This is a genomic window from Neoroseomonas lacus (assembly GCF_014644535.1).
GTDB lineage: Bacteria > Pseudomonadota > Alphaproteobacteria > Acetobacterales > Acetobacteraceae > Neoroseomonas > Neoroseomonas lacus.
The window spans coordinates 332,971-351,313 of record NZ_BMKW01000007.1; the positions used below are offsets into that span (position 1 = coordinate 332,971).

Below are 18,343 nucleotides of genomic sequence, written 5' to 3' on the forward strand. Positions count from 1 at the left end.
TGGACGCTGTTGCTTCGCGTGCACTATGCGATCGCCCAATCGCCCCCGCCAGAGGGTGCCGAACCGGAGGAACCACCCCATGACCCGACCGATCGGTCGGCGCGCGGCCCTAGCCGCTCTCGCCGCCACCCCTGCCCTGCCCCGGCTCGCCTCGGCCCAAGGCGCCTGGCCGGACCGCCCGATCCGCTTCATCGTCGCCTTTCCCGCGGGCAGCGGTACCGACATCACGACGAGGCTCTTTGCCGACCCGCTCGCGGCCGAACTCGGCCAGCCGGTGGTGGTGGACAATCGCGGCGGCGCCAACGGCTTCATCGCCACCGAGGCGGTCGCCCGCGCCAGGCCGGATGGCTACACCTTCCTGTTCACCGCCAATACGACGCATGGGTCGAACCCGGCGCTGTTCCGCCGGCTGCCCTATGACCCGGTGGGGGACTTCGCCCCGGTCGCGCTGATCGGCGTGGGCGTGCTGCTGGTGGTGGTCAACAACGATCTGCCGATCCATTCCATGCAGGATCTCGCTGCCTATGCGCGCGCCCATCCGGGGCGGCTGAACTTCGCATCCGGGTCCGCCTCCTCCCGCGTGGCGGGGGAGATGTTCAAATCCATGGCGAATCTCGACATGGTGAATGTGACCTACCGGTCGAACCCTCTCGGCATCACCGATGTGATGAGCGGCGTCGCGCAGGTGATGTTCGTCGATGCGACGACCTCCGCGCCGCATGCGCGCGAGGGGCGGGTGCGCGCGATCGGCGTCACCAGCCGCCAGCGTGTCTCGATGCTGCCCGATGTGCCAACGGTCGAGGAACAGGGGTTCCCGGGCTACGAAATGCTGTCCTGGAATGCCGTCTATGCCCCGGCCGGGACACCGGCGCCGATCGTCTTGCGCATGAACCACCTGTTCAACGACATCATGGGCCGCCCGCAGGTGGCGGAACGCTTGACCGGCAATGGCATGGTGCTGCGCCCCGGTTCGCCGGACGACCTCGCCACCTTCCAGGCGGCCGAGATCGAGAAATGGAAACGCCTGGTCACCGCGGCGGGGATCGAGTTGCAATGAACGAGGACGTCCTCGCCGGACTGCGCGTGATCGAACTGGGCCAAGTGCTGTCCGGCCCCTTCGCGGGGGCGATCTTCGCCGACCTGGGCGCCGAGGTGATCAAGGTCGAGAAGCCCGATGGCGGCGATGATGCGCGGCAGATGGGCCCGGCGTTTCGCCATGGCGACGCGCTGAACTTCCACGAGTTCAATCGCGGCAAGCGGTCGGTCACGCTCGACCTGAAGTCGCCGGAGGGCGTCACCGCGCTGCATGGGCTGCTCGAGGATGCCGATATCATGCTGCACAATCTCCGCCCAGGCGTGGCGGAGACGCTCGGCATCGGCCCGGCCGAGGTGACGGCGCGGCATCCGCGGCTGATCTATTGCGCCATGTCAGCCTTCGGGCATGTCGGGCCGGAAAGCTTGCGTCCCGGCTATGAGCCGCTGTTGCAGGCCTTTGGGGGGCTGTCCTCCATCACCGGGGAACCGGGTGGGCCGCCGGTACGCATGGGGGCCTCGGTGGTGGACCAGGGGACCGGGCTGTGGACGGTGCTCGGCGCGCTGGCGATGCTGGAGAAGCGCCACCGCACCGGCCGCGGCGGGGTGGTAAACACGTCGCTTCTGGAGACCGCGCTGCTGTGGGCGGGGCAGAAGATCAGCGGCTACGTCAATACCGGCAAGGTCGGCGAGCGCCACGCCTCCGGCCATCCGAACCTGGTGCCCTACCAAGCCTTCGAGGCCTCGGACGGGCCGATCCTGGTGTGCTGCGGCAATGACCGGCTGTTCGCGCGCTTCGCCGGCGAGCTGGGGCACCCCGAATGGGTTGCCGACCCGCTGTTCGTGACGAACCGGGCGCGGCTGGTGAACCAGGGCCGGTTGCTGCCGATGATCGCCGAGGTGATGGGCCGCCGGCCACGCGCCGAATGGCTCGACCGGCTGCAGCGCATCGGCGTGCCCTGCGCGCCGGTCAATTCCATCCCGGAAGTGCTGGCGGAACCGCAGGTGGAGGCGCTCGGCATGGTGCAGCCGGTACCGGGGGAGGATTTCTCCCTCGTCGCGATGCCGCTGTCCTTCGACGGGGATCGGCCGCGCATGCGGGGTGGCGCACCGCGGCTCGGGGCGGACAATGCGGTGGCGCTGAAGGCGGGGGGCTGAAGCCCCGCCGCGTCACACCCGCATCAGGAATTGCGGCCCGACCTCGGCCATTGTGTTCGCGCCGATCAGGGCGAGGTCGCGGTGGATCTCCTCCTGCAGCAGGTCGATCGCGCGTTCGACGCCCGGCTGCCCGCGCACCGCCGCGGCGCAGAGCATCGGCCGCCCGACGAAGACGAAGGCGGCGCCGAGCGCATAGGCCTTGAGCACATCCGTGCCACGCCGGATGCCGCCGTCATAGATGACCGGCAGCCCGCCGGCGACCTTCACCGCGGCTTCGAGCATGCGCAGCCCGGAGACCGCGCCGTCGAGCTGCCGGCCGCCATGGTTCGAGACCATGAAGCCGTCCACGCCGATCTCCTTTGCCCGCACGATGTCGTCCGGGTGCAGCACGCCCTTGATCAGGAGCTTGCCGGGGAAGCGTTTGCGGATCAGTTCGAGATGCGGCCAGGACAGCCCGTCGCGCGCGCCGAAGGCACGTTCCAGGTCGCGCGAGAGGATGGGCGGGCCGCGGCCGGCATCCATGTTCTCGAAATACGGCATGCCGTGGTTCTTCAGCGTCCTGAACCAGGTGCCGAAGGCCCAGCGCGGATGCGTCGCCCCTTGCCAGAACAGCTTGAAGGTCGGCTTCAGCGGGATGGTGTAGCCATTGCGGATGTTGTTCTCGCGGTTCGACGAGACCTGCACGTCCACGGTCAGCACGAAGGTCTTGAAGCCGGCCGCGATGACGCGGTCGACCAGCGGCTCGATGCGCTCGGCTTCGCCCGGCAGATAGGCCTGGTACCAGGCATCCGGGTTGGCCTTGGCGATTTCCTCCAGCTTGATGAGGGAGGAGGCCGACATGATCATCGGGATGTTCTTGGCCCGCGCCGCCTGGGTCAGCACGAGGTCGCCGCGATAGGCCATCAACGCCGAGGAGCCCATCGGCGGTATGCCGAAGGGGGCGGCGTATTCCTTGCCGAACAGCGTTGCCCTGGTGTGGCGCGCCCGCGCGTCGATCAGGCAGCGCGGGATGAATCCCCATTCGGCGAAGGCGCGGCGATTGTCGTCGAGCGACCAGTCGGTCTCGACGCCACCAGCCATGTAGCCGTGCAGCATCTTCGGCAGATGCTTCTGGGCGGCGGCCTCGAAATCATGCAGCGACAGGAAGCCGGCAAGGTTCGGCGGCACCGGCGGCGCGGCGCGCTTTTTCGACAGCGCCTGCGCGGCAACGGGAGCGCGAGACTGTGCGGAACCTTCGGCTGTCATGGACATTTCACCCTGCAACAATGCGATATGATCTTGCCGGGTATTGACCGATCAGGCCAGCCGCCGCGCCGGCATGGTGGCCATGCGGCAAGCGGGCCGGGCTTGAACCGGGCGCCGCGACAGCCTTGGATGGCCGCCCGGCGGCGCCATCCGCGGGCGCCTCGTGCCGAGTCCTGGCGGCGTGCGAAGGACGGGAGGACACCATGTCGGTCATTCGGCTCTGCCTCGGAGTGTTGTTCATGTGCGCCTGCGCCCTGCCCGGTCTGTGCGAGACCCCCGCCCGCCGCGACGCGTTCTTCTGGTTGGGCGAGATCAACAAGGCCAGCGCGGTCATCAACACCGATGAGGGGCTGCTCGACCGCGCCATGGCGCCGCGCATCGCCGCCGGGCTGCAGAGCGTGCTGGAGGCGGCGGCCCGGCCCGGCGCGGCGCGACCTTCCCTGGTCATCACCTTCGAGCCGCTGCTGATCGAGGCGGCTGGCGTCGAGGCGACGCTGCTGCATGCCGGGCGGTCGAGCCAGGACATGCTGGCGACCGTGCGCGCCGCGATATTGCGCGACGAGTTGCTGCGCATGGCGGCGCAGCTGCAGCGCGTCACCGCGACGCTGCTGCGGCTGGCCGAGCAGCACAGCGCGACCATCGTGCCGAACTACACCAATGGCGTGGCGGCGCAGCCCAACAGCTATGGCCATTACCTGCTCGGCCATATCGCCGGCTTCGAGCGCGATGCGGAGCGGCTGCGGCAGACCATGGCGCGGCTCGACCTCTCGCCAATGGGCACGACCGTGCTGAACGGCACGAGCTGGCCGCTGAACCGGGAGCGGATGGCGCATTACCTCGGCTTCCCGGGCACGGTCGACAATGCCTATGACGCGGCACAGATCCTCGCCACGGAAATGCCGGTCGAGATCGGCGCGGTGATCAGCGGCGTCGCGCTGCATGTCGGCAGCTTCATCGAGGACGTGATGACGCAGTACGCCCAGCCGCGTCCGTGGATCCTGCTGCGCGAAGGCGATGGCAACACCTATGTCTCCAGCGCCATGCCGCAGAAGCGCAATCCGGGTCTGCTGAACAACACCCGGGCGGATGCGTCGCGCGTGATCGCGCTCGGTTTCGGGCGGCTGATCCAGGCGCACAACATCCCGCCGGGGATGAGCGACGCGAAGGGCATCGGCGACAATACGGAGGTCATCGTCGGCGCGACACGCATGCTGGCCTCCTTCGACCGCGTGCTGAAGGCGCTGGTGATCAACCCCGCGCGCGCGCTGGAGGAATTGAACCTCGACTGGACGGCGTCGCAGGAGGTGGCCGATGTGCTGATGCGCGAGCATCGGCTGCCCTTCCGCGTCGGGCATCACTTCGCCTCGGAGATCGTCGGTCATGCGCGGGCGCACGACATCGCGCCGAGCGACTTTCCCTATGCCGAGGCGCAGCGGATCTATGCCGAGACGCTGCGCCACGAGATGAATGTCGCCGATGGCGTGCTGCCGATGAGCGAGGCCGCATTTCGCGCGGCGCTCGATCCGGTCTCGATCGTGCGCAACCGCGCGACGGCGGGCGGGCCGCAGCCGGCGGAGATGGCGCGCATGATCGCCGCCGCGCAGGCGGCGATGGTCGCGCAGGAGCAGTGGATCAATGAGCGGCAGGCGCGCATCGATGGCGCCCTTAGGGGGCTGGACGCGGATTTCCGCCGGCTGCTGGCGGCCGCCCGGTGATCGCCGGCCGGCTTCGGGAACAGGGAGAATGCGGCATGGATGTGGTTGACGAGATGGCGGCCGTCAGGGGCACCGCCTTCATGGATGGGCGGTGGATGCCGCTGGCCGAGGCCTCGGTGCCAATCCTCGATCGCGGCTTCGTCCGTTCGGATGCGACCTATGACGTCGCCCATGTCTGGAAGGGGCGCTTCTTCCGGCTGATGGATCACGTCGAACGCTTCCAGGCCTCGATGGCCGGGCTGCGGATGTCCCTGCCCTATTCGGCCGAGCAGATTGCCGGGATCATGGTGGAATGCACCGCCCGATCGGGGCTGCGCGACGCGTATGTGCAGGTCACCTGCACGCGCGGCATGCCGCCGGCGGGCACGCGCGACCCGCGGCTGTGCCGCAATCGGCTGTATGTCTTCGCCCAGCCCTTCGTCTGGATCGCCGACGAGCAGCAGCGCCGCGACGGGCTGCGCATGATCCTGTCGACGACGCAGCGCATCCCGCCGGAATCGCTCGATCAGCGGATCAAGAATTTCCACTGGCTCGACCTGACCATGGGAATTTTCGAGGCCTATGACCGCGATGCCACGGTCTGCGCCATGCCGGCGGCCGATGGGACCATCACCGAAGGGCCGGGCTTCAACATCTTCGTCGTCAAGGACGGCGCGCTGGCGACGCCGGAACGCGGGATGTTCGAGGGCATCACGCGTCGCACCGTCTTCGAGATCGCCGCCGACCTGCAACTGCGCTGCGAAGTCCGCCCGGTGCGCGCCGAGGAAGTTGTCGCGGCCGACGAGATTTTCGTCACCAGCACGGCCGGTGGCGTCACGCCCGTGACGTCCTATGAAGGCCGCCCGGTCGGCGATGGCAGGCCCGGTCCGCTCACCGCGCGCATCACCGAGCTGTACTGGCGCCGCCACGAGGATGACGCCTTCTGCACCCCGGTGCCCTATGCCGATTGAGGCGGTGGATCTGGCCGGAACCGCGGCCGGCCGCGAGTCGCGACGATCCGAGGTGCGGCGCGGCCGTCGTGCCGGCCTGCCGAATTCGCGGGCACGAGTCGGAACCTCGTGCCGCTGGTATGACCCGCAGCATGGTCGGATCAGACGGCGCCGCAACGGCTCGGAAGGCGGCCTAGTGCCTGGTCGCGGCCAGCAGCGCCGTCAGGGAATGCAGGACGCGCAGCGTGTACCAGTCGCCGGCTTCATGCGCCTCGGCCATGACTTCATCCAGCGCCGCACCCGCCATGCCGAGGCGATCCTGCGTCGTCGTCGTGGCCCCGGGCTTTGTGAGAGGCGCTTCGTCACGCCGGGCATTAACAATGGACTTGTTCACGAGAATTCTCCCTACGGTCCTCGAAAACCCCAAGTTGATATCCACTCGAAACGTTAAGCTCTTTTGGTTCGAATCAGCAACAGCAATTGACCGTGGCCGCGCGTGTTGATCGTGGTTGCCGGATGGCGACGCGCCGTTGAACAAAGCGGGCCATCAGCGTTTGCGCGGTCAACCGGTCGGCACGGCCCGCATTCCGCGGACGCGCAGACAATCGCCGGCTTCGACCGCGGCGCGAGGTCCGCGCGAATCACAAGGCATTTGATCGCGTTATAATAGAAGCATGATACTTTCATGCTCGTACTGGATGGTGTCGGCGTCTAGAAGCGAGCGCGAACACCCGGTGGGGATCGATTGTGATACGGCTGAGACAACCGACATCCGCCCGGGCGCCAGGACCGGGACGCAGGCCCCTGCTGGCCGCGTTGCCCGCTGTGCTCACCGCCTTTGGCGCGCAAGCCGCGGCGGCCGACCAGTGGTCCTTGTTCCGTCGCCGATTCGTCGCGCCCGAAGGTCGCCTGGTGGATACCGGGAACAACGGCGTTTCGCACAGCGAGGGCCAGGGCTGGGGGCTGATGTTCTCAGCCGCCTTCGACGACCGTGCAAGTTTCGACCGAATCCTGTCCTGGACGCAGCGCGTCCTGAAGCGCCGGACCGACCACCTACATGCCTGGCGGTTTCGTCCCGCCGCGCCGGTCGCGGTCGATGACCCGAACAACGCCACGGATGGCGACCTCTACATCGCCCAGGGACTGCTGATGGCGCATGCGCGCTGGCAGCACGCGCCGTATCGGGACCTCGCCATCGCGATCGGGCGCGACCTGCTGCGCCTCACGCTACGCCGGTGGGACGGGAGGCCGCTGCTGCTGCCCGGCGCGGCGGGGTTCGAATCGGCGGCGGGCATGGTCCTCAACCCGTCCTACATCGTGCTGCCCGCCTATGCGGCGCTGGCCCAGGCCATGCCCGGCGAGACATGGCCCCTCCTGGCCGAGGAAGGGCTCGCCTTGCTGCGCCGCGCCCGCTTCGGCGCCTGGGGGCTGAGCCCGGACTGGGTGCTGGTGCCACCCCGCGGCGGCACCGAGCTGCGGATGCCCGCAACCTGGCCGCCGCGTTTCTCCTTCGATGCGGTGCGCGTGCCGCTGACCCTCGCCTGGGCCGGCGAGGTCACGCATCCGGCGCTGCTGGGCGCGCATGCCTTCTGGACCGATCCGCGCTGGGCGGTGCCGCCGGCCTGGGTCGATCTGGTGACGGGACAGACGGCGGAGTACGCTGCGCCGCCCGGCATGCGGGCGATCGCGAGCTTCGTCGCCGCACGCATCGCCGGCCGCGGCAACGCTGCCACGATACCATCCGTCAACGAATCGCATGATTATTATTCGGCGTCGCTCACGCTGCTGACACACGTGGGCTGCGTCGCGACTGGTACGCCGATTGCCTGATGTGCCCCCGGTGAAGGATGCGGGGCCCCACATGGTTTCGAGCCAAAACGTTCAGCATGGTGGACCAGGATGGTCCAAGAGGATGAGAAGTGACCGAGCGCGATCCGGATATCGCCGTTCTTGCCACCCGGCTGGGCCTGCGGCAGCTGAACTACCGCACCTTCGAGCGTCCCACGTTCCCCGAGTCCGTCGCGGCCGCCCCGGACGACCCTGTTGAAGCGCCACCAGCGGCGATCATGGACGCGGAACCGGAACCGGCCATGCCCGTTCGGCCGCCGCAGCCCGTCATGCCGCCGCCCATGGTCACAGCACCGATGCCGATGGTCGCCATGGCGCCGCCCATAGTCACAGCGCCGATGCCGATGGTCGCCATGGCGCCGCCGATGCAGTTCCCGCTCCTGGTCCAGGCCCTGTCTCACCGCGCGGCGCCGCCGCAGGCGAACGCGCCGGGATCCGCCCAACCCTTCCTGACCCTGCGCCACGTCATCGCCGAGACGTCGCACCAGGCCGAGTACTGACGCCAATGCCCCTGCTTTGCCTCACCTCCCCCAAGGGCGGCGTCGGGAAGACATCACTTGCCGCCGGGCTGGCCTACGCGCTGCAGCGCGCCGGTCGGCAGGTGCTGGTGCTCGACTGCGATCCCCAGAACGCCGTGCGGCTGCATCTCGGGCTGCCGATCGCCGACAGCGCCGGCTTCTTTGTCCGGCTGCAGGACCGGCCCGACTGGCGCGCCGGCATCCGGCAGACCCCGGCGGGCATCGCGCTGCTGCCTTATGGCGAGACGGACATGCGCGGCGCGCTGGCAACCGCCGCGCAGCTCGAGCGCGACCCGGAACTGCTGGCCGCTCCGCTGCGGGCGATGCTGGCGGACCCGTCGCTGATCATCGTCGCCGATACGCCGCCCGGTGCCTCCGGTGCGCTGTCGGTGCTCGCTCCGCTGGCTGGCGTGGTGCTGGCCGTGCTGCTGGCCGATGCGGCGAGCACGGCGCTGATCCCGGACATCGAGAGCGGGCGTTTCCTCGGCCGTGGCACGCTCGGTTCCCTGCTGGGGCCCAAGCTGCTCGTCGTGCTGAACCAGGTGGACCGCCATTCGCGGCTGTCGATCGCGGCCGCCGAGGGCGTCGCGGCGCATCTCGGCCCGCGTCTCGCCGGCGCGGTCTGCCGCGATGAGCAGGTCGCCGAGGCGCTGGCCTGCCAGAAGCCGATTGGCCTGCATGCACCATCGAGCACCGCCGCGCGGGATGTCGCCGACATCGCGGCGACGGTGTTGCGCGAGATGCCGCCGCCCAGCGTCGCGGCACCGGCCCCGGCGCCGCTCTCCTCACCGCTATTCCCCTGGGTGCGGTCATGAGCCTGGCGTCGGGGATGATCCGCGGCGGGGTCGCGCTGGCCGGGCTGACGCTCGCCCTGGTGGTCATCGTCACGCCGCTCGATGCCGGCAACCAGGCGATGCTCGCGATCGGCGGCATCGTCGCCTTCATGGTGCTGAATCGCTTCACCAGTCGGCGAGTGACGGTAGTGCTGGCGATGCTCTCCTGCGTCGTCTCGCTGCGCTACCTGCATTGGCGCATTGCCGACACGCTGGAGCCCGACACCTTCTGGCAGGGCTTCTTCATGATCGGCCTGGCGCTCGCCGAGGGCTATGCCGTGCTGTCATTGCTGCTGGGGTATTTCCAGACGCTGTGGCCGCTGCAACGCCGGCCGGTGCCGATGCCGGACGAGTTGGAGAGCTGGCCGACCGTCGACATCTATATTCCCACCTACAACGAGGATCTGGAGATCGTGCGGCCGACCGTGCTCGCCGCGCTGGCGATGGACTGGCCCCCGGAGAAGATGCGCGTCTGGATCCTCGATGACGGCAGGCGGCCGGCCTTCCGCGAATTCGCCGAGGCCTGCGGCGCCGGCTACATGATCCGCCCTGACAACAAGGGGGCCAAGGCCGGCAACCTCAACCACGCCATGCGCCACACCGATGGCGAATTCATCGCCATCTTCGACTGCGACCACGTGCCCACGCGCGCCTTCCTGCAGATGACCCTGGGCTGGATGCTCCGCGACCCGAAGCTCGGCATGCTGCAGACGCCGCATCACTTCTATTCGCTCGACCCGTTCGAGCGGAACCTGTCGAACGGGCGCGACGTGCCCAATGAAGGGCTGATGTTCTACGGCCTGGTGCAGCCGGGCAATGACCTGTGGAACGCCACCTTCTTCTGCGGCTCCTGCGCGGTGCTGCGGCGCACGGCCATCCTCGAGGCCGGCGGCGTGCCGACCGAGACGGTGACCGAGGATTGCCACGCCTCGCTGCGCATGCAGCGGCTCGGCTGGAACACCGCCTATCTGCGCGTGCCGCTGGCCGCCGGCCTCGCGACCGAACGGCTGATGATCCATATCGGCCAGCGCATGCGCTGGGCGCGCGGCATGCTGCAGATCATGCGGGTGGACAATCCGCTGTTCGGACCCGGCCTCAGCCTGCCGCAGCGGCTTTGCTACTTCAGCGCCATGTTCCACTTCCTGTTTGCGCTGCCGCGCGTGGTCTTTCTCTCGGCACCGCTCGCCTTCCTGCTGCTGGGGCACAGCGTCATCGCCGCCTCGCCACTGGCCATCGTCGCCTATGCCGGGCCGCACATGTTCCATGCGGTGGCGACCGGCAGCCGTGTCGCCGGCAGCGTCCGCCATTCCTTCTGGAGCGAGATCTATGAGACCGTGCTCGCGCTGTGGCTGCTGCCGGTCACCGTCGCGACGATACTTGATCCCAGAAAGGGAAAGTTCAACGTGACTGAAAAGGGCGGCCTGCTGCCGGAAGGCTATTTCGATTGGCGCGCGGTGTGGCCGAGCGCGGTGCTGGCGGGGCTGCTCATGGCCGGTGTCGCCGCCGGGGCGCATGGCGTCGCCACCAATCCGTGGGGCAGCCTCGAAGGGCAGGCCTTCCTGCTGAACGGCATCTGGGCACTGCTGTGCCTGGTGCCAACGCTCGCCTCCGTCGCGGCGGGGCGGGAGCGGCGGCAGCTGCGCCAGCGCGCGCGCGTCGATGTCGCCCTGCCCGCCGTGCTGCTGATGCCGGATGGCAGCCGGATCGATGCGCGCACGCAGGACCTCTCGCTCGGCGGTGCCGGGCTGATCCTTGCCGAACGCGCGAAGCTCGCGGCGGATTCCGCCGTGGTGCTGGAACTGCCGATGGGCCACGAGACACTGGCCATTCCCGCCACAGTGGTCCGCCTGGACGGGGGCGAGGCGCAGCTGTTGTTCCAACCGAAGACGGTAGAGGCGGAAGCGACCATCGTGCGTGCCGTGTTCGGCCGCGCCGATGCCTGGCTCGACTGGGACCGCAACCGGCGCGACCGGCCGATGCGCTCCTTGCTGGAAGTGGTGGCGACGGTGGGCGCGGTGTTCACCGGCCGCTCGCAGCTCTCCTTCGCCTGGTGGCGCGCGCGGCGGCAACGGCGCGAGGAACTGCGCACCCCCGTTGCCCCGGTCGCCAATGAACGGCGCACCGAGGTACTGGCGCCGCGCAGCAGCCTGCCCACGCGTGGCGGTTTGGCGGTATTCGCCCTGCTGGTCGCCGCCGCGCCGGCATGGGCGCAGCGGCCGGCCGCGCGCAACGCAGCGCCACCACCCGCGGCCCCGACGGCGCCGGCGGCCGAGGACCCACCGCCCTTCGTGTTACCGCCGCCGTCGGTACTGGGCCTCGACCCGGGCGCCTCCACCGCGGCCACGGTGGCACCACGCCCGGCGGCCGCGCCCGCGCCACCACCCTCGCGCCGCGTGGTGCGCACGCTGCGCCAGCTCGGCCTGAGCGGGCCGATGCGGCTGCGCGGCGTCTCGCCGTTGCAGGGCGTGCAATTCGGCATCCGCAGCGACGAGGTGGTGACCGAGGCGCGCTTCGTGATGTCCGGCGCGACCTCGCCCGCTTTGGTGCCGGAGCTGAGCCAGCTCACGGTCACGCTGAACGACCAGTTGCTCGGCGCCGTGCAGCCCGACCCGGCGCGGCCAGCCTTCGGCCCGGTGGAATACCCGATCAGCCCGGTGTTCTTCACCGAGATGAACCGGCTGAACTTCGCCTTCAGCGGCCGCTACCGGGCCGAGTGCAACGACCCGCTCTCCGACCTGCTGTGGATGACCGTCGCCGATGGTTCCACCCTGGAGATGACGCTGGCGCATCTGCCGCTGCCGCCCGACCTGGCGCGGCTGCCCGAACCCTTCTTCGATCCACGCCAGTTGCGCCAGACACTGGTGCTGCCCTTCGTCCTGCCCGAGGCCCCGGGCAACGAATTGCTGCGCGGCGCGGCGGTTGCCGCCTCCTGGTTCGCGGTGCAGGCGGAGTATCGCGGCGCCCGCTTCCCGGTCTCGGCGACGCTGCCCGACAGCGGCAATGCCGTGATCGTCGCGACGCCGCAGGATGCGCCGGAGGGTCTGACCCTGCCCGCGATGAACGGGCCGACCGTCGCGGTGGTGCCCAACCCGCGCGACCCGGCAGGACTTTTGTTGCTGCTGATCGGCCGCAACCCCGGCGAGGCGGCGACCGCCGCCATGGCGATGTCACTGGCACCGCAGCTGCTGTCGGGGGTCAGCGCTAATGTCTCGGCGCCGCGCCCGCCGCAGCGCCGGCCCTATGACGCGCCGCGGTGGCTGCCGACGGACCGGCCCGTCAGCCTGGGCGAACTCGTCGAACGCAGCGAGCTGCAGGTCTCGGGCTATGCGCCCGGGCCGATCACCATACCGCTGCGCACCGCGCCGGATCTCGCCACCTGGCGGCAGCATGGCTTCCCGCTCGACCTGCGCTTCCGTGCGCCGCCGGGGCCGATCCTGGATGTCGAGGTGTCGCGGCTCGATGTCTCGGTCAGCGGCAGCTTCCTGCGCGCCATCCCGTTGCGCGAGCGGGAGAGCTGGCCGTGGAGCTGGATGCTGAGCCAGGTCGGCATCAACCAGTTGCCGCGCGAGGCCTCGGCCGCGGTGCCGCCCTGGCTCGTCTCCGGTCGCAACGAGCTGCAGCTCCGCTTCGACATGCGGCCGATGAACCGTGGCGACTGCGTCGCCGTGCCCGCCGATGTGCAGGCCTCGGTAGACCCGGGCAGCACCATCGACCTGTCGCGCGCGCATCGGTTCGCGATGCTGCCGAACCTCGCCTATTTCGCCTCGGCGGGCTTTCCCTTCACCCGGATGGCGGACCTCTCGGAGACGACGGTGGTGATGCCGGACCGGCCCTCCTCCGTCGAGATCAGCGCCTTCCTTGGCATCGTGGGCGGCCTGTCGAACATGGTGGGCGTGCCGGCGACGGGGCTCGCAGTGGTGCGGCCGGGGCAGGTGCAGCAGATGGCTGACCGCGACCTGCTCGTGGTCGGCACGCTGCAGCGCCAGCCCGCGCTCGGCACGTTGCTGAGCGAGGCACCGCTGCGGATCGACGAGTCGGGGCGGATCTCGATGACCTTGCCCGACCGCCTCGAAGGTTTCGCGCGGCTGATCTGGGATGGCCCGCCACCGGAGGAACGCATTCGTGCGGCGGCGCTGCTGTCCTCGCCAGCCGAAGGGCTTGGCTTCGTCGCCGGCGCGCAGTCGCCGCTGCAGGCGGGGCGGTCGGTGGTGGCGATTGCCGCACCGACACCCGCGGCGGTGGAAGCGATGGCCGAGGCGCTGCGCGACCCCGCCCGCATCCCGCGCATCCAGGGCGACCTCGTGCTGCTGACGCCTGACGGGATCCAATCCTTCCGCACCACGCAGTCCTACGGCGTCGGGTCGCTGCCGTTCTGGCTGTGGCCCAACTATTACCTGGGGGGGCAGCCATGGATGCTGCTGATGATGATGATCGGCGCGAGTGTCCTGATCGGATTTCCGGTGCTGGTGGCGCTGCGACGACGGTCGGTGCGGCGGCTGCGGGGGCTGGCCCGATGATGGCGCCACGCACCCGGCGCGGGCTGCGCGCCAGCCTGCTCGGCGCGGTCGCTGCCGCCGGGCTGGTCGGGCCGGCATTGGCACAGGCGCCGGCGACGGGGGCACTCACCGTGCTGCTGCAGCAGGCGCGCCACTGGCAGGAACAGAACCGTCCCGACCTGGCATTACTGTCCTTCGACCGTGCCCTGGCGGCCGACCCGCGCAATGCGGAGGCGCTGGCCGGCGCGGCGCAGGCCCAGGCCGCGATGGGCAATCGCCAGGCGGCCGAAGCGTTGCTTGCCCGGCTGCGCGCCGTCGCGCCGGGATCAGCGGGCATCACCAATGCCCAGGAGGCCTTGCGCGGCGCGGCGGTGAGCCGCGACACCATCACCGAGGCGCGGCGCCTGTCGCGTGACGGCCGGGTGCCCGAGGCGTTGACGCTCTACCGCGATGCCTTCGCGGGCGGGCCGCCGCCGGACGCCTATGCCGTCGAATACTGGCTGACCCTGGCCGGCACCCCCGGCGGGTGGGAGGAAGGGCGGCGCCAGCTCGCCGCCCTGGCCGCACGCCGGCCGGATGACAGCCGCGCGCGCATCGCCGCCGCCCAGGTGCTGACCTGGCGCGAGCCGACGCGGGCCCAGGGCATCACCGAACTGGCGCAGCTTGCGCGCGACCCGGCCACAGCGCCGCAGGCGATCCAGGCCTGGCGGCAGGCGCTGCTGTGGCTCGGTACCGGGCCATCTGCGGAAGGCCCGCTCGAGGCCTTCCTGGCGGTGCGGCCGGGCGATGCGGCGATCGAACGTCGCCTCGCCGAGGTGCGCGACCCGACGCGCCGCGCCGCCGAGGCTGGCGCCGAGACGCGCCAGTCCGGGTTTGAACGGCTCGAGGCCAACCAGCTGCTGCCGGCCGCGCAAGCCTTCGAGGCGGCGCTGGCGCGCAATCCTGACGACGCGGACGCGCTCGGCGGCCTTGGCGTGGTGCGGTTGCGCCAGGGCCGCGTGGCAGAAGCGCGCGGCTTGCTGGAACGGGCGATCGCGGCGAACCCCGCGCGGGCGGCGAATTGGCAGGCGGCGCTGGATGGCGCCTCCTACAGCGCCGAACTCGCCGAGGGCCGCGCGCAGTTCCGCCGTGGCGAGATCGATGCGGCGGAGGCCACGCTGCGGCGTGCGGTCGCGCGCAACCCGACCGACCCGACGGATGCCGAGGCGCTGCTCGGCGACATCGCACTACGTCGCAATGATGCGGCGGCGGCCGAACAGCGCTTCCGCACCGCGCTGGCGCGGCGGCCGAATTTCCAGCCGGCCATGCAGGGGCTCGAACGCGCGCTGCGCCAGCAGGGCCGGACCGCCGAGGCGGACGACCTGGCGCGACGCATCCGCGTCGCCTCGCCGGCGACGGGTGGTGGCGTTTCCGGCAATGCCGCCCGGCTGCGGGCGGAAGCGGCGCGCGCGCCGGATGCGGGCACCGCCTCCACGTTGTTGCGCGCGGCGCTGGCAGAGGCGCCGAACGATCCGTGGATCCGGCTCGACCTTGCGCGCGCCCTCGCCCGGCAGGGAGATGGGGCGGAGGCGCGCGCCGTCATCGAGGCACCGCTGGCGGGCGCGCAGGCCGGGTCGGATGCGCTGTTCGCCGCCGCGCTGTTCGCCGAGGAACAGGGGCGGATGAGCGACGCCGCGGCGCTGATCGCCCGCGTACCGCCGGGGCGGCGATCGCCCGACATGGCGCGGCTGGCGCAGCGCACGCGTATCGCCGCGGAAGTCGAGGATGCGGCGATCGCCGCGGCGACCGGCGGCTTCGATGGCCGGCAACGGTTGCTGGCGATCGCCGCGCGGCAGGATGCCACGGGTGCGACCGCCGCCGCCGTCATCCGCGCCTTCGGGCAGATGGGCAATGCGCGCGGGGCCGAGGAAGCCGCGCGGGTGGCGATGGCGGTGAACCGCTCGCCCTCGGCCACGGCGCGGCTCGCGATCGGCGGGGCGTTGCTCGGCGCCGGGCTGGAGCAGCAGGCCGCGGCGATGGTGCGCGGGCTGGAGAGCGACCCGCGCCTGACCGCCGAGAACCGGCGCCAGGCGGAAGCCGTGCTGGCGGGCATTGCGGTGCGCGCGTCCGACCGGGCGAATGAGGAAGGCAATCAGGCGGCGGGTTTCGACCGGCTGCGGCCGGTGCTGGCACGCTCGCCGGACGACCCGGCGGCGAACCTCGCCCTTGCGCGGCTGTATGAAGGTGCGAGCCGGCCGGCGGAGGCGCAGCGCATCGCCGAGGCGGTGCTGGCGCGTGACCCGCGCAACATGACCGCGCGCGCCGGTGCGGTGGATGCAGCAATCGCGGCGCGCAATTGGCGGCAGGCGCAGACCCTGGTCGATGAAGGCCGCGCGCTGGCGCCCAATGAAGCGCGGGTTTCGCTGATGCAGGCGCGGCTGTACCGGGCGCAGGGCGACAATCGCGGCGCCTTGCGCGCGGCGCGACTGGCGGAGGAACAACGCCGGTCGCAGATCGGCGAGGTGGTGCCGATGGCCTTCCTGCCGGGCGAGATGGGCGGGTCGAACCCGTTCCAGACGACCGGGGTGACGGTGGGCGCGCCGATCGCCACCGACCCGCTCTCGGCCGATATCGCGCGCGAACTGGCCGCCGCGCGGGAAGCGACGGCGACGCGCTTCACTGCCTCGCCCTATGTGCGCTCGCGCTCCGGCACGGCGGGGCTGGACCGGCTGAACGAGGTGGCGATGCCGATCGAGGCCTCGGTCGCGGCACCGGGCATTGGCGGGCGGCTGACCGGGACGGTGACGCCGGTTTCGGTAACGTCTGGCTCGTTGCCGGCGGATCTGGTCTCGCTGCAATCCTTCGGCGCCAACCCGATCGCCTATCCGGGCGGGATGGTGCCGCCGAGCAGCGATACGGCGGGTGGTGTAGCGCTCAACCTCGCCTATCAGCGCGACTGGTTCCGCGCCGATGTCGGCAGCACGCCGCTCGGCTTCCGCTTCAACAATGTTGTGGGCGGGGTCGAGGTGTCGCCCGGGCTGGGTGGTGGCTGGCGCGTGCGTGTGGCGGGCGAGCGACGGGCGGTGACGGACAGCCTGTTGTCCTGGGCCGGGCAGCGCGACGCCCTGACCGGCCAGGCGTGGGGTGGCGTGGTGCGCACCGGTGGGCGCGCGCAGGTCGAATATGCGCGGGGCAATGGCAGCCTTTATGCCGGTGGCGGCTATGCCGTGTTCGACGGCACGGGCGTGGCCGACAATTCGCGCATCGAGGCCGGGGCCGGCGGGTCCTATGCGGTGGTGCGGCGGCCGGATGAGACGGTGAATGTCGGGCTCGACCTGGTCTATTTCGCCTATGACAAGAACCTGCGTTTCTTCACACTCGGCCAGGGCGGGTACTTCAGCCCGCAGAGCTACACCGCGCTGAACATTCCGGTGGATTGGCGCGCCCGGTCGGGGGATTGGTCGTGGCGGCTCGGCGGGTCGATTGGCTATGCGGTGTGGTCGGAGGACCAGTCGCCGGTCTTCCCGAATGACTCGGGCCTTCAGGCGCAGTTGGCCGCTCAGGGAGCGAGCAATCCGCTGCTCGTCGTGACCAACCCGTCGCAGAGCCAAAGCGGGGTGATCGGCAGCCTGCGCGCCGATCTCGAATACGCGCTGACGCACGACCTCGCCCTCGGTGCCATGCTGCGTTACGACCGCGCGGCGGATTGGAACGAGGCGCGCGCCGGGGTGTTCGTGCGGTACCGGCTGCCGGAATAGGTCAGAGCAGCCCTTCGCGGCGGAAGGACAAGTGCCGGCCGTTGCCGATGATGACGTGGTCATGCAGCACGATGCCGAGCACATGCGCGGCGGCCTTCACCTCCTGCGTCATCTCGATGTCGGCGCGTGATGGCGTCGGGTCGCCGGAGGGGTGGTTGTGCACCAGGATCAGCGCGGTGGCCTGCAGGTCGAGCGCGCGTTTCACTACCTCGCGCGGATAGACCGGGGTGTGGTTGACGGTGCCGCGGGCCTGCGCTTCGTCGGCAAGCAGGCGGTTGCGGGTGTCGAGGAACAGCACGCGGAACTGTTCGATCTTCTCGCGCGCCATGACCGCGGTGAGGTAATCGATCAGCACCGTCCAGTTGTTGAGGACGGGGCGTTCCATCACCTCCGCGCGGGCCAGGCGCAGCGCCGAGGCCTGGACCAGCTTGAGCGCCGAGACGGAATGCACGCCGAGGCCTCGCGTATCCATCAGCGTCTGCTGCGGGGCCGCCAACACATTGGCGAAGCTGCCGAAGCGGTTGATCAGCGCCTTGGCGAGCGGCTTGGTGTCGCCCTTTGGCATGGCGAAGAACAGCAGCATTTCGAGCAGTTCGTAATCCGCCAGGGAGTCCGGGCCGCGCGCCAGCAGTTTCTCGCGCATCCGCGAACGGTGGCCGTGCGGGCCGGTCGAGGCGAAGGGGACTTCAGGCGCATATTCCGTCGGCGAGGCGTAGCGGGCGGAGGACCGCGGCTCGGCGCGCATGCTGGCCCCGGGCAACGGCAGTGGGGCGGCGGCGAGACTGTCGGCGAAGCCGCCGGGCTGATGCGGCGGCACATCGGGGAGAGCTTT

The 18,343-nt window shown here is 70.4% G+C and carries 12 protein-coding genes; 9 read left to right on the top strand and 3 right to left on the bottom strand.

All coding sequences use genetic code 11. The features are described 5' to 3' along the window. Nucleotides 1–79: 79 nt before the first annotated feature. Together IEY36_RS15840 and IEY36_RS15845 are read left to right on the top strand one after the other, a co-directional pair. Nucleotides 80–1,057, top strand: a complete 978-nt coding sequence (locus IEY36_RS15840) for a Bug family tripartite tricarboxylate transporter substrate binding protein (RefSeq protein WP_188968292.1) — start codon at nucleotides 80–82, stop codon at nucleotides 1,055–1,057. Beyond that, on the top strand, nucleotides 1,054–2,190 hold the full coding sequence (locus tag IEY36_RS15845) for a CaiB/BaiF CoA transferase family protein (RefSeq protein WP_188968294.1): 1,137 nt from the start codon (nucleotides 1,054–1,056) through the stop codon (nucleotides 2,188–2,190). The genes IEY36_RS15840 and IEY36_RS15845 overlap by 4 nt, the downstream gene beginning before the upstream one ends. A gap of 12 nt (nucleotides 2,191–2,202) precedes the next feature. On the opposite strand, the gene IEY36_RS15850 is transcribed toward IEY36_RS15845, so the two are convergent. Then, on the bottom strand, nucleotides 2,203–3,435 hold the full coding sequence (locus IEY36_RS15850; protein ID WP_229681353.1) for an alpha-hydroxy acid oxidase: 1,233 nt from the start codon (nucleotides 3,433–3,435) through the stop codon (nucleotides 2,203–2,205). Between the two features lie 203 nt (nucleotides 3,436–3,638). Here IEY36_RS15850 and IEY36_RS15855 point away from each other — a divergent pair, with 203 nt between their 5' ends. Together IEY36_RS15855 and IEY36_RS15860 are read left to right on the top strand one after the other, a co-directional pair. Next, nucleotides 3,639–5,150, top strand: coding sequence for a lyase family protein (locus IEY36_RS15855; protein ID WP_188968298.1), 1,512 nt, complete (start codon nucleotides 3,639–3,641; stop codon nucleotides 5,148–5,150). A gap of 35 nt (nucleotides 5,151–5,185) precedes the next feature. Beyond that, complete coding sequence (locus IEY36_RS15860; RefSeq protein WP_229681354.1) at nucleotides 5,186–6,100, top strand: aminotransferase class IV; 915 nt, start codon at nucleotides 5,186–5,188, stop codon at nucleotides 6,098–6,100. A 172-nt stretch (nucleotides 6,101–6,272) separates the two neighbouring features. On the opposite strand, the gene IEY36_RS15865 is transcribed toward IEY36_RS15860, so the two are convergent. After that, on the bottom strand, nucleotides 6,273–6,473 hold the full coding sequence (locus IEY36_RS15865) for a hypothetical protein (protein ID WP_188968300.1): 201 nt from the start codon (nucleotides 6,471–6,473) through the stop codon (nucleotides 6,273–6,275). Nucleotides 6,474–6,904: 431 nt separating this feature from the next. Between IEY36_RS15865 and IEY36_RS15870 the strand changes: the two genes are divergently transcribed. The 5 genes from IEY36_RS15870 to IEY36_RS15890 all read left to right on the top strand — a co-directional run bounded on the left by IEY36_RS15870 (nucleotide 6,905) and on the right by IEY36_RS15890 (nucleotide 17,511). Beyond that, complete coding sequence (locus IEY36_RS15870) at nucleotides 6,905–7,909, top strand: glycosyl hydrolase family 8 (protein WP_229681359.1); 1,005 nt, start codon at nucleotides 6,905–6,907, stop codon at nucleotides 7,907–7,909. 89 nt (nucleotides 7,910–7,998) lie between these two features. Next, nucleotides 7,999–8,427, top strand: a complete 429-nt coding sequence (locus IEY36_RS15875) for a hypothetical protein (protein WP_188968302.1) — start codon at nucleotides 7,999–8,001, stop codon at nucleotides 8,425–8,427. 5 nt (nucleotides 8,428–8,432) lie between these two features. Next, nucleotides 8,433–9,260: a cellulose synthase operon protein YhjQ/BcsQ gene (locus IEY36_RS15880; RefSeq protein ID WP_188968304.1), complete on the top strand. Its 828-nt coding sequence runs from the start codon at nucleotides 8,433–8,435 to the stop codon at nucleotides 9,258–9,260. After that, on the top strand, nucleotides 9,257–13,795 hold the full coding sequence (gene bcsA, locus IEY36_RS15885) for a UDP-forming cellulose synthase catalytic subunit (RefSeq protein WP_188968306.1): 4,539 nt from the start codon (nucleotides 9,257–9,259) through the stop codon (nucleotides 13,793–13,795). The genes IEY36_RS15880 and bcsA overlap by 4 nt, the downstream gene beginning before the upstream one ends. Beyond that, nucleotides 13,792–17,511, top strand: a complete 3,720-nt coding sequence (locus tag IEY36_RS15890) for a cellulose biosynthesis protein BcsC (protein ID WP_188968308.1) — start codon at nucleotides 13,792–13,794, stop codon at nucleotides 17,509–17,511. The genes bcsA and IEY36_RS15890 overlap by 4 nt, the downstream gene beginning before the upstream one ends. Nucleotide 17,512: 1 nt before the next feature. Here the strand turns inward: IEY36_RS15890 and radC are convergent, their stop codons facing one another. Next, a complete protein-coding gene (gene radC, locus IEY36_RS15895; protein ID WP_188968417.1) occupies nucleotides 17,513–18,256 on the bottom strand; it encodes a RadC family protein in 744 nt (247 codons plus the stop codon). Between the last annotated feature and the right edge of the window lie 87 nt (nucleotides 18,257–18,343).